The sequence below is a fragment of the Marinobacter sp. G5_S1_61_S3 genome (assembly GCF_054968585.1).
Genome location: NZ_JBQKUK010000005.1, coordinates 206,036 through 217,958 on the forward strand (window position 1 = coordinate 206,036; position 11,923 = coordinate 217,958).

The window sequence follows — 11,923 nt, forward strand, 5'->3', positions numbered from 1 at the left end:
AGCCGTTCCCATATCGAAGTTTCAAGCTCAGGGGTCCTCAGCGGGCTTCATGAGGGCTGCCCTGTTGAACAATGCCGTGCGCTCATCGAACGTCAGGAATGGTTCGGCATTCGTCGCCTCAAGCGTGCCAAACAGCCGCTCCGGATTAAAGCGCCAAGTGGTGCAGTCGGTCATCAGTTCGCTGCAGCTCAGAAGCTGCCCCGATTCCCTCAGGAAATACTTGAGCCCTGTATAGGTGTCCGCCAACAGCAGGTCGCGTTGCTGTTTCGGTTGCTTGACCATCAGGCTCCGGCCAATCATGTCGCCGGCCTCTGTTCCGAGCCCCGTTGCATCCAGGATGGTGGGTGGAATATCGATTTGCGCCACGATCTGGTCGCGATTGGCGTAATCTTCGAGTGAATCGCTGTCCGGAGGACGTATCGCCAGCACACCAACGTTGCTGTTCAGAGGTACGGATTCATGATCCTTGCGAATGAATCCGCCGGACTCATCCGATGTGATAATGACTAAAGTGTCGTCAAGAATGCCGTCGGACGCCAGGTCGTCAAGAAACCGATTCAAGGCATCTTCCATGGTTCTCATGGCCTTCTTACGCGCCTCCTGAGGCTCCGGTGTGATGTCCTCGGTGCTCAATTCGTCATCCAGTGGTTGTTGCTCCGGCTCTTTTCCGATTTTAAACGGGTGATGGGTCCCCACGTTCAGCAGGGTGACCATCCACGGGCCGGGCTTCTCATCAAGCTGTCGCAGACGCTTTGCAACGTTGCTGAAATAGATCGGATCAGGTGGCCCCCAACCTTCCACTTCTTCTTCGGGGCCGTTGAAGATCGTTGCGCCGGTGACGTCGATAAATCCGGCCTGCGGCATGAACTCACCCTTTTGCATGTAATCCAACGGCGCGGCCTGCCAGTAGGCCGTGTGGTAGCCATGTTCCTTCAGATGTTTGGGCATGCAGTCCACCACAACCCGGCCTTCAGCTACATCAACCATTTTCCGCGATTGCCGGCGGAAGTCCGGGTATTCGCCACACAAGATGGCAAAGGTGCCGCGATCTGTCTGGCGCTCCATGCTCAGCGAATTCCGGTAGATACGAAATCCATGACGGCGCAGGTTTTCTTCAAGGCTGGCCAGGGTAACGGTTGGGTCGAGATCGTGATAGCGGCTCAGGCTTGGGAAATAGCCGCCGGACATACCCTCAATCATGACCAGCAGCACGTTGGGGTGGTCCCTCACAATGGGGGCGGCAACCTGGTGACGAAAAAAACTCGCCGTCTGCAATGTTTTCAGGGCCTTTTCAGACCCGTTGAGCTCCTCGTCTTCCGTGGATAGTGCTGGGGCGAGTGGCCCGATGATCGCCCCTGGTATCTGGGCGAAGAAGCTGGCGACAACGTTGTTTGCGGGCGTTGTAAGGCTCTGGAACGACACGCCATAGACCGCGGCCACGAGCACCGCAACCACCACCTGCCCGGTCCTGCCCGCCGGCAGTGCTTCTGTGTCGATACGACGGTGCTGCCAATGAAGAATCCAGGCAAGGGAAAGGTAGACGGGAAGCCAAAGCGCGTGAATGTTGATCAGGCTGCCAGTCACAAAGGTCGGATCAACGCCCTTGCCAATCAGTGACAGCTGGAACAGGGTTCCGTGAACGGTAAGGTGCATACCGGCAACAAACGTTGCGCATCCCAGAACCACGACCAGAATAACCCTGGAAATGCCTCTGGTGATGCACAGCAAAACAGCGAGAACAAACGCACCGGCCAGGTCGCCGGCAATCATTGCCAGCGGATCGGGAACGACACCGCTTTGCAGCACATAGCTCGCCCTGACAACAACCAGCCAGCAGAAAGCCAAAACCAGTGTCTGGCGGAAATGTCTGGCCATGAGCCCAGAGAAAAATGTCATAGTGTGGTCCGGTATCGAGCGGCGGTTGAGGTCGTCAGCATTGGCGTGAATGGCCGGGCGCCAAACAAACAGGTTATCGCTACCGGCTGGAGGCTGGCAATGTCGCGGAACGTTTATGAATCACTGGTAATCGGATGGCTGATCATTTTTACCCTGTCAGGGTGCTCCGATGAAAAGGATCCCCCGCCTGCGGGAGCAGAATCGACAAGCGTGCAGGACGTAAGCGCACCTACGATTACGCTAAGTGACGCTGAACTCGACTGGGTAGGGCAGCAGATTTTTCGTAACGAATGTTCTGCGAAGAAAGCCTGCCTTGTGCACTGGAACAAAGGGGAAGCCTTTCCGTCGCTCGGTATCGGGCATTTTATCTGGTATCCGTCGGCAGTGGAGGGGCGGTTCGTAGAAAGCTTTCCCGCACTGATTCGGTACATGGCCAAGCGTGACGCACCATTGCCCCGCTGGCTTGCACGGCTGGATCCATTTGACGCGCCATGGCCCGACAGAGCCGCTTTTCTCGAGGTAGCAGATTCTGCCCGTGTTGCTGAACTGAGGGAGTTTCTGCTGGCGACCCGGGATCTCCAGGCCGGCTTTATTGTCCAGCGGGCAAGTAGCTCCCTGTTACGCGTCATTCAGGCAGCTCCTGACGCCCAACGAGCACGTGTAAAGCGGCATCTTGAGGAACTGGTCAGCACGTCCGGCGGGGTTTATGCCGTCATTGACTATGTGAACTTCAAGGGGGAGGGGTTGTCCGCCACGGAGCAATACAACGGTGAAGGATGGGGGTTGTTACAGGTCCTTCTTGCCATGAAAGGCGATGACCGGCCGACCCTTGACCGATTCCGAAGCGCAGCCGCCGATGTATTGACCCGTCGGGCCGGGAACGCCGACGCTCCGATCGAACGAGAGCGCTGGCTGGCGGGCTGGCTCAGTCGTTTGGAAAGCTATCGGGAGCCGGATCATACTTTGGTCGCACCAAAATAATTCGTGAAAACTGGTCCAATTGGCGAACGCCTTCTACTTTATAGGGAAGTGGTTGAGAAATTGCCTGCCCTATGGTCTGTCAGCGCGTGCTGATGTGAGGCATTCGCTGCACAAAGTTGTGGCCTGTAGAGGTTGAAGACAGTATTCGAGGCTGCTTGTTTGATAAAACAAATACTATAAATCAACACGTTGGTATATCTGGCTCGTAAATTGCTCATATTCAGTGCACCTCTAACCAACGGAATTTTGGAGATAAGATAATGAAGAACGCCAAGTCGATTGCCGTCGGCGCAGCCATGCTGTGTGGAGTTTTTACCGCTTCGGTTGCTAGTGCGGCTACGACGCTTGAAAGCGTCAAGGAAAAAGGGCATTTGCAGTGTGGTGTAACAAGTGGTCTTCCGGGGTTTTCACAGCCGGACGACAAAGGTAACTGGACCGGTATAGACGTCGACACCTGTCGTGCCGTAGCCGCAGCGATTTTTGGGGACGCTAAGGCGGTCGAGTTCACGCCTTTGACCGCGAAAGAGCGTTTTACCGCACTCCAGTCGGGTGAAATAGACATGTTGTCCCGTAATACCACGTGGACGCTTACCCGGGATGCATCGCTGGGTCTCAACTTTGCCGGTGTTAACTACTACGACGGTCAGGGCTTCCTGGTGAACAAGGGCATTGGCGTGGACGATGCCACCCAACTGGACGGTGCGACTGTCTGTATCCAGGCCGGTACAACCACCGAGCTCAACCTGTCGGATTACTTCCGCGCCAAGGGCATGGAATACAAGCCCATTGTATTTGACACCTCTGAACAGACGGTCCAGGGCTTTGCGTCCGGTCGTTGTGACGTGCTGACCTCAGACCGTTCACAGCTTGCGGCACTTCGCTCCAAATTGTCCGACCCCGATTCCGCCAAGATCCTTCCCAACACCATCTCCAAGGAGCCCCTTGGACCGGTCGTACGCCAGGGCGATGACCAGTGGTTCAATATCGTGAAGTGGGTGTTGTCGGTACAGATCAACGCTGAAGAGCTGGGCGTTACCAGCGCCAACGTTGATGACATGCTGAAGTCTGACAACCCGAACATCCAGCGTCTGCTGGGCACTGACGGTGATATGGGAGCCAAGCTCGGTCTGCCGGATGATTTTGGTGCCAAGGCCATCAAACAGGTCGGCAACTACGGCGAGATGTACGATCGTAACGTAGGCCCGGACACTCCGCTTGGTCTGGAGCGGGGCATCAACGCCCTGTGGACCGAAGGTGGTGTTATGTACGCGCCTCCGGTACGTTAATACCTGAAAGCACCCAGTGGGCGCGCTCCCGTTGGAGCCGCCCACTGACATCTGTGATTCGTTTCGTCGCGGGCTAGCTTTCCGGGAACATGCATGAAAAAACAAACCTTTGATTCCAAACCTGCGGGGCCAAAGCCCTGGTACGACCCGCGGGTTCGCGCTATTTTTTTCCAGGTAGTAGCCATTGCCCTCGTCTTCTGGGGTGGCTGGATTCTTATCGACAATACGCTTTCCAATATGGAAAGCCGTGGCATTAGCACCGGTTTCGGGTTCCTTGATGAATCAGCCGGGTTCGGCATCATCATGAGCCTGGTCCCTTACGACGCCACCATGTCGTACGGTCGAACCTTTTGGGTCGGCCTGACCAATACCCTTCTGGTATCGGCAATGGGTGTGGTGACCGCCACTATCCTCGGTTTCATCATCGGTGTCGCCAGGCTTTCAAGTAACTGGCTGGTTGCCAAAGTCTCTCTGGCTTATATCGAAGTGATCCGCAACATCCCCCTGCTGCTGCAGATTTTCTTCTGGTACTTTGCGGTGCTCAGCAGCCTGCCTTCACCGCGCCAGAGCGTGGACGTCGGCGGAGCTTTTTTCCTCAACAATCGTGGCCTGTATGTGCCGGAGCCGGTGACTCAGGATGGCTTTGGTCTGGTGTGGGGAGGCGTTCTCGCGGCCATTGCAGCCGTCATTGGCATTCGTATATGGGCCAAGAAGCGCCAACTGGCGACCGGAGCGATTTTCCCAACGTTCAAGGTGGGCGTGGGCATCCTGGTTCTGGTTCCGATAGTGTCGTACCTCCTCGCCGGTCAGCCCCTGGAATGGGATTTGCCAGCACTGAAGGGCTTCAATTTCGGTGGTGGCATTTCCATCATTCCGGAACTGGCGGCGCTATGGATTGCCTTGTCCCTGTATACCGCCAGCTTCATCGCGGAAATCGTTCGGTCCGGCATCCTGTCGGTCAGCAAGGGGCAGACTGAGGCATCGAAGGCACTGGGCCTTCCGAATGGTCTTACGCTCAGATTGGTGGTGATTCCCCAGGCGATGCGGGTGATTATCCCGCCGTTGACGAGCCAATATCTCAACCTGGTGAAGAACTCCTCGCTCGCTACGGCCATCGGTTATCCCGATCTGGTCGCGGTGTTCATGGGAACCACACTGAACCAGACCGGCCAGGCCGTGGAAGTTGTGGCCATTACCATGGCCGTTTATCTCACCATCAGCCTGTTGATCTCCCTGTTTATGAATATCTATAACCGGGCTGTAGCGATTAAGGAGCGATGATGGCTGAGTCAACCATGAAAGCGCCAAAAAGGCGCATTGATCCGGTCCGGTGGGCGCGGGAAAACCTGTTTTCAAGCTGGCACAACACGATCCTGACCCTGTTGGTGGGCTATCTGATTGTGACCAGCGTGGGTCCCTTGCTCAATTGGGTATTGCTGGATGCGAACTTCCAGGGCAGTGACCCGAGTGATTGTACCGGAGCGGGAGCCTGCTGGCTGTTTATCAACCAGCGGCTTAATTTCTTTATCTACGGGTTTTACCCCGAGGAATTCCAGTGGCGCGTGGACATCATGTTCGGCCTGCTGGCACTGTCTTTCGCGCCTCAGTTCATTGAACGCTTTCCTGGCCGTAAATGGCTGGGATTGTTCGGCCTGACCGGGCTGCCGATTGTCGGCTACTTCCTGATTCCGGGTGGCGTGTTTGGCCTGGAGGAGGTTCAGAGTTCGAAGTGGGGTGGGCTGATGCTGACGCTGATCCTGGCGTATATCGGCATCATTGCCTCGCTGCCAATCGGCACCTTGCTGGCATTGGGGCGTCGCTCCGAGATGCCGATCATCCGTGGGCTCTGTGTGGTTTTCATCGAAGTGTGGCGAGCAGTCCCGTTGATTACGGTTCTGTTTATGGCCTCGGTGATGCTGCCGTTGTTCCTCCCGGAGGGCATGAACTTCGAGAAACTGGCGCGGGCACTCATCGGTATCACGCTCTGGCAATCGGCTTATATGGCGGAGGTCATTCGTGGCGGCCTGCAGGCGATTCCCCGTGGGCAGTACGAAGCCGCCAGTGCGTTGGGCCTTGGATACTGGAAGAAAATGGGACTGATTATCCTGCCCCAGGCGCTCAAGCTTGTTATTCCCGGCATCGTTAATACGTTTATCTCGTTGTTCAAGGACACAACGCTGGTGCTGATTATCGGGCTATTCGATATTCTCGGCACCGTTCAATCGACGGTTACGGACCCCGCCTGGCAGAACGTGGCCGTGGAGGGGTATGTCTTTGTGGCGTTCTGTTTCTGGGTGTTTTGCTTCGGCATCTCCCGATACAGCCAGAACCTTGAGCGCAAACTAGATACCGGTCACAGAACCTGATGGGTAAACCAATGACAGAACAAACGCAAACTCCTGATACGCAATCGTCACCGTCCTCGGACGTTGGCAAGTCCGATATTATTCGGGTGGAGGGCATGCACAAGTGGTACGGCGATTTCCACGTGCTGAAGGACCTCAACCTGGCGGTTCGCCATGGCGAGCGCATCGTGATATGTGGCCCCTCCGGTTCGGGTAAATCCACGTTCATTCGCTGTATCAACCGGTTAGAGGAACACCAGCAAGGCAAAATCATTGTCGACGACGTGGAACTGACCGACGATGTACGTCAGATCGACAGCGTCCGGCGCGAGGTTGGCATGGTGTTTCAGCATTTCAACCTGTTCCCGCATTTGACGGTGCTCGAGAACTGCTGCCTGTCGCCGATCTGGGTGCGGAAAACGCCGCGCAAGGAAGCTGAGGCTACGGCGATGGAGTATCTGGAACGGGTGAAAATTCCGGACCAGGCCAACAAATTCCCAGGTCAGCTTTCCGGCGGTCAGCAACAGCGGGTGGCTATCGCCAGGGCGCTGTGTATGAAGCCGAAAATCATGCTGTTTGACGAGCCGACGTCCGCGCTGGACCCTGAGATGATCAAGGAGGTGCTGGACGTCATGATTGAGCTGGCGGGCAGTGGCATGACCATGTTGTGCGTTACCCATGAGATGGGCTTCGCCAAGACGGTGGCTGACCGGGTGATTTTCATGGACGGTGGTGAAATCGTTGAAGAGGCGCCGCCCCACGATTTCTTCACCAACCCGCAGGAGCCCAGGACCCAGAAGTTCCTGAAGCAGATCCTGCAGCATTGAACGGCCTGCAACACCTAACGAAAGAGCCGGGCGTCGCCCGGCTCTTTTTACAGTGGTTGTTTGGTAAGAACCGGTTCCTTGTCCGGTTCTACCTCCAGCCACCAGACGTTCTCGTCCCAGTCGCCCAGCACAATCCGCTTTGCCGGCTTACCGCCTGCCTCCAGCTCGTGAACAGCCGGACGATGGGTGTGGCCGTGGATCAGTCGTTGCACCCCGTGCGCCTCCATTTCCTTCACCACCTCATCCGCGGTGACGTCCATAATGAACTCTTCCTTGCCCTGGTTCTTGGCCATGCTGATTTCCCGTAATTGACGGGCCATCTGCTGACGTTCGGCCAGGGGTCGTTGGAGAATCATCTGCTGCCATTGCGGGTTGCGCATGTTGGCGCGGAATTTTTGGTACTCCACATCCGCGGTACACAGGCTGTCACCGTGCATTAGCAGGGTAGGCGTGCCGTAAAGATCCACCACCGTTGGGTCATCCAGTAGAGTGGCGCCGATTCGGTTGCAGTAATCTTCGCCAATCAGAAAGTCCCGGTTTCCGTGCATCAGGTACAACCTGGTGCCCGAGTCACTGACCGCGCGCAGTGCCGCCGCAATCTGCTCCTGCAGGGGCGTTCGCTCGTCATCGCCAATCCAGGCTTCGAAAAAGTCGCCGAGAATGTAGAGTTGCTCCACCCCTCGGGCCTTGTCTTCAAGGAATCCCAAAAACGCGTTGGTGATGTCCGGGCGGGACTCTTCCAGGTGTAAATCTGAGATGAACAGCGTGGTCACGCCGCGCCTCCGTCCCCTGTGATTTCGGCTTTCTCGATCACCACATCTTCTGCAGGCACATCCTGATGGCCTGCACGCATAGTGGTACGCACCGCGCGAATGGCATTAACGGTTTCCATGCCTTCCACAACCTTGCCGAAAACGCAGTAGCCCCAGCCTTCGGCATTCTCGGCGGTGTGGTCGAGGAAGCCGTTGTTCTCGACGTTGATGAAGAACTGCGCAGTGGCGGAGTGCGGGTCCATGGTGCGGGCCATGGCAACGGTGCCCTGCATATTGCTGAGGCCGTTGTTGGCTTCGTTTTGAATGGGCTCGCGGGTCTTTCGCGGGGTCATCCCCGGTTCAAAGCCGCCACCCTGAATCATGAAGTTGCTGATGACACGGTGGAAAATCAGCCCGTCATAGAAACCGTCGCGAACGTACTGTTCGAAGTTTTTGGCAGTCTCGGGGGCCTTGTCGTAATCCAGTTCCAGAGTGATGTCACCGTGGGAGGTTTTCAGCAGAATCATCAGGGTTTCCTGTTCAAGTAGGTATTAAAAGCAACGTGGCTGTTATTGTACTGAAGAGTTTGTACGCGTGCATGAGTTAGGCAATGATTTGTGAGTATAATACGCGGTTTCAGATACACACCCTACGATTGAGATTGTATGAGCGCCGAGTCCAAGAAAGCCCATAACTTCATCCAGAGCCTGATCGAAGACGCTGTTGCCAAAGGCGAACACACGGGTAAGGTTGTGACCCGTTTTCCGCCCGAGCCGAACGGTTACCTGCACATCGGCCACGCCAAATCCATTTGCCTGAATTTCGGCATTGCGGAAACCTTTGGCGGTGAATGCACGTTGCGGTTTGATGATACTAATCCGGAAAAGGAATCCCAGGAGTATATTGACTCCATCAAGAAGGATGTTCATTGGCTGGGTTGTGAATGGAGCGGAGAGGTTCGCTACGCTTCGGACTATTTTGACGCCATTTACGACTTTGCCGTTGAGTTGATTGAAAAGGGCAAAGCCTATGTGTGCGCACTGACTGCCGATCAGATGGCCGAGTACCGGGGTACGCTTAAAGAACCGGGCCAGAACAGCCCCTATCGTGACCGGCCGGTGGAAGAAAACCTTCAGCTGTTCCGTGATATGCGCGCCGGTGAGTATCAGAACGGTGAGTTGGTGCTGCGCGCCAAAATCGATATGGCCTCCCCGAACATCAATCTGCGGGACCCGATTCTGTACCGGATTCGTTATGCCGACCATCACCAGACTGGCGATAAATGGTGCATCTATCCGATGTATGACTTCACTCACCCGATTTCCGACGCCATGGAGGGGATTACGCACTCCCTGTGCACACTGGAATTCGAGGATCATCGCCCGCTCTATGATTGGGTGCTGGACAACATCTCAGCTCCCTGCCAGCCACGGCAGATCGAATTTGCCCGGCTGAATCTCAATTACACCATCACCAGCAAGCGCAAACTCAAGCGTTTGGTGGACGAAGGCTTTGTGGATAGCTGGAATGACCCACGCATGCCCACCATCTCCGGAATGCGCCGCCGTGGTTATACCCCGGAGTCCGTCCGTACCTTCTGTGACATGATCGGTGTCAACAAGGCCGGCGGCACTGTGGATATGGGGATGCTGGAGCACGCCATCCGCGAAGACCTGAACACCCGTTCGCCCCGCGCCATGTGCGTAATGCGGCCGTTGAAGGTGACACTGACCAATTACCCGGAAGACAAGACCGAAACCCTGGTGTTGCCGGTTCACCCTCAGAACCCGGACATGGGCGAGCGTGAAGTGACCTGGAGCCAGACCCTGTACATCGACCGGGAAGATTTCGCGGAAGAACCGCCCCGTAAATGGAAACGTCTTGCTCCGGATCAGGCGGTGCGTCTGCGTGGCGGATACGTCATGACCTGCCGTGAGGTTATCCGTGACGACAGCGGTGAGATTGTTGAACTGAAATGCGAGTACGATCCCAATACCCTCGGCGTTAACCCCGAAGGCTACAAACCGAACGGTGTCGTTCATTGGGTGTCGGCCACTGACAGCGTTGAGACGGATATCAATCAATACGACCGCCTGTTCAACCATGAGTCGCCGGACAGTGATAAAGAGACTGACTTTGTGGACCTGATCAACCCGGAATCTCTGGTGGTCCTCAAAGGCGCCAGAGTAGAGAAGAGTTTGGCCCAGCCCCGTACTGATTTGCCATATCAGTTCGAGCGTGAGGGGTATTTCTTCTGCGATCAGGAGCTGACTGAGGCAGCAGGCCGTCCGGTGTTTAACCGTACCGTGACCCTCAGGGATTCCTGGGGCAAGGGCAAGTAAGTTCGGTGATACATTCATTCAATTATTTAACGAGCGTAGCGTGATTAGAATCTACAACACCCTTAGTCAGCAAAAGGAAGAGTTCCAGCCGATCGAACCAGGAAAGGTTCGCATGTATGTCTGCGGCATGACGGTATATGACTACTGTCATTTGGGGCATGCGCGGGTGTTGGTGGCGTTTGATGTGATCACGCGGTACCTGCGTCACAGCGGCTACGATGTCCAATACGTGCGCAATATCACCGACATCGACGACAAGATCCTGCGCCGGGCTGACGAGAATGGCGAAGTTTATAGCGACCTCACCAAGCGCATGATCAAGGCCATGCACGAGGATGAGGCCAAGCTGGGTGTTTTGTCGCCTACAGAGGAGCCGTGTGCGACCGAATACATTAATGACATTGTGGCCATGATCCACAAGCTCGTTTCAGGCGGTCATGCCTATGCTGCCGATAACGGCGACGTCTACTTCTCCGTAGAGTCGTACTCCGATTACGGCAAACTCAGCAAGAAAAAGCTTGAAGACCTTGTGGCTGGCGCAAGGGTGGATGTTCAGGAAGCCAAGCGCAGCCCGGCGGATTTCGTGCTTTGGAAAGCCGCCAAAGAGGGTGAGGTAAGTTGGCCTTCGCCTTGGGGAGATGGCCGTCCAGGCTGGCATATCGAATGTTCCGCCATGTCTAACCGCTGCCTCGGCGAAACCTTCGACATCCACGGCGGCGGGCCGGATTTGTTGTTCCCGCACCATGAGAACGAAATTGCCCAGTCCGAGTGTGCCAATGGTCACACATTCGTGAACACCTGGATGCACGCCGGTGCTATTCGGGTGAACAAGGAGAAAATGTCCAAGTCCCTGGGCAATTTCTTCACCATCCGTGAGATCTTTGAGAAGTATGCGCCGGAGGTGGTGCGTTACTTCCTGGTGTCCAGTCATTACCGCAGTCAGGTGGATTACTCGGAAGAAAATCTCGCGGAAGCAGGGCGTACGCTCACCCGGCTCTATCATGCCCTGCGTGGTCTGGTGCCGGCCAAGAACGTGGCGGAAACGGAACACGACCAGCGTTTTGCCGAGGCCATGAATGACGACTTCAACACCGCAGGAGCCATTGCGGTTCTTCATGCTGTCGCTAATGAAATCAACCTGGACCGCAGGGAAGGGCGCGACGAAAAGGCTAACCAGCAAGCGGCAGTGCTTGTAAGGCTCGGGGGTATTCTGGGTTTGTTGCAGCAGGACCCGGAAGCCTACTTCCAGGCCGACACTGGCGGCGAGCTCAGTGCAGACGACATTGAGGCGATGATCCAGGCCCGAGCCGATGCGCGAAAGCAGAAAGATTTCGCCGAGGCGGACCGTATAAGGGATGAGTTGGCCGATAAAGGCATTATCCTGGACGACAGTCGCGAAGGCACCAGCTGGCGCAGGGGATGATGTCAACCAAAGGTCGTGTTGTTGGCGCGGGAATGACCTTGTAGGGAAATTCCCGTACAATACCGCCCTCG

Annotated in this window: 10 protein-coding genes; 7 read left to right on the plus strand and 3 right to left on the minus strand. The window is 55.9% G+C overall.

Annotation, left to right across the window (positions count from 1 at the left end; translation table 11 throughout):
• Window positions 1-27: 27 nt before the first annotated feature.
• Complete coding sequence (locus ACTRWH_RS06710) at window positions 28-1,896, minus strand: LTA synthase family protein (RefSeq protein ID WP_136633814.1); 1,869 nt, start codon at window positions 1,894-1,896, stop codon at window positions 28-30.
• Window positions 1,897-1,995: 99 nt separating this feature from the next.
• Between ACTRWH_RS06710 and ACTRWH_RS06715 the strand changes: the two genes are divergently transcribed.
• The 5 genes from ACTRWH_RS06715 (at window position 1,996) to ACTRWH_RS06735 (ending at window position 7,335) form a co-directional block, all read left to right on the plus strand.
• The gene (locus tag ACTRWH_RS06715; RefSeq protein WP_462826154.1) at window positions 1,996-2,877 is read left to right on the plus strand and encodes a hypothetical protein; all 882 of its coding nucleotides are present in this window, start codon (window positions 1,996-1,998) and stop codon (window positions 2,875-2,877) included.
• Between the two features lie 260 nt (window positions 2,878-3,137).
• On the plus strand, window positions 3,138-4,163 hold the full coding sequence (locus tag ACTRWH_RS06720; protein WP_126812256.1) for an amino acid ABC transporter substrate-binding protein: 1,026 nt from the start codon (window positions 3,138-3,140) through the stop codon (window positions 4,161-4,163).
• A gap of 93 nt (window positions 4,164-4,256) precedes the next feature.
• Window positions 4,257-5,444: an amino acid ABC transporter permease gene (locus tag ACTRWH_RS06725; RefSeq protein WP_126812258.1), complete on the plus strand. Its 1,188-nt coding sequence runs from the start codon at window positions 4,257-4,259 to the stop codon at window positions 5,442-5,444.
• Window positions 5,444-6,529, plus strand: a complete 1,086-nt coding sequence (locus ACTRWH_RS06730; protein WP_136633128.1) for an amino acid ABC transporter permease — start codon at window positions 5,444-5,446, stop codon at window positions 6,527-6,529. Before ACTRWH_RS06725 ends, ACTRWH_RS06730 begins: the two co-directional genes overlap by 1 nt.
• Window positions 6,530-6,624: 95 nt before the next feature.
• A complete protein-coding gene (locus ACTRWH_RS06735; protein ID WP_136633129.1) occupies window positions 6,625-7,335 on the plus strand; it encodes an amino acid ABC transporter ATP-binding protein in 711 nt (236 codons plus the stop codon).
• Between the two features lie 47 nt (window positions 7,336-7,382).
• Here the strand turns inward: ACTRWH_RS06735 and ACTRWH_RS06740 are convergent, their stop codons facing one another.
• Both ACTRWH_RS06740 and ACTRWH_RS06745 read right to left on the minus strand, forming a co-directional pair.
• Window positions 7,383-8,108 (minus strand): UDP-2,3-diacylglucosamine diphosphatase, encoded by a 726-nt coding sequence (locus ACTRWH_RS06740; RefSeq protein WP_199447514.1) that lies wholly within the window; start codon window positions 8,106-8,108, stop codon window positions 7,383-7,385.
• Window positions 8,105-8,614 carry a peptidylprolyl isomerase gene (locus ACTRWH_RS06745; RefSeq protein WP_041333789.1) on the minus strand — a complete coding sequence of 170 codons (510 nt, stop codon included), beginning with the start codon at window positions 8,612-8,614 and terminating at the stop codon, window positions 8,105-8,107. Before ACTRWH_RS06745 ends, ACTRWH_RS06740 begins: the two co-directional genes overlap by 4 nt.
• Before the next feature lie 138 nt (window positions 8,615-8,752).
• On the opposite strand from ACTRWH_RS06745, the gene ACTRWH_RS06750 reads away from it, so the two are divergent.
• Together ACTRWH_RS06750 and cysS are read left to right on the plus strand one after the other, a co-directional pair.
• Complete coding sequence (locus ACTRWH_RS06750; protein WP_462826155.1) at window positions 8,753-10,429, plus strand: glutamine--tRNA ligase/YqeY domain fusion protein; 1,677 nt, start codon at window positions 8,753-8,755, stop codon at window positions 10,427-10,429.
• A gap of 40 nt (window positions 10,430-10,469) precedes the next feature.
• Window positions 10,470-11,852 (plus strand): cysteine--tRNA ligase, encoded by a 1,383-nt coding sequence (gene cysS / locus ACTRWH_RS06755; RefSeq protein WP_151982499.1) that lies wholly within the window; start codon window positions 10,470-10,472, stop codon window positions 11,850-11,852.
• The last annotated feature ends 71 nt before the right edge of the window (window positions 11,853-11,923 follow it).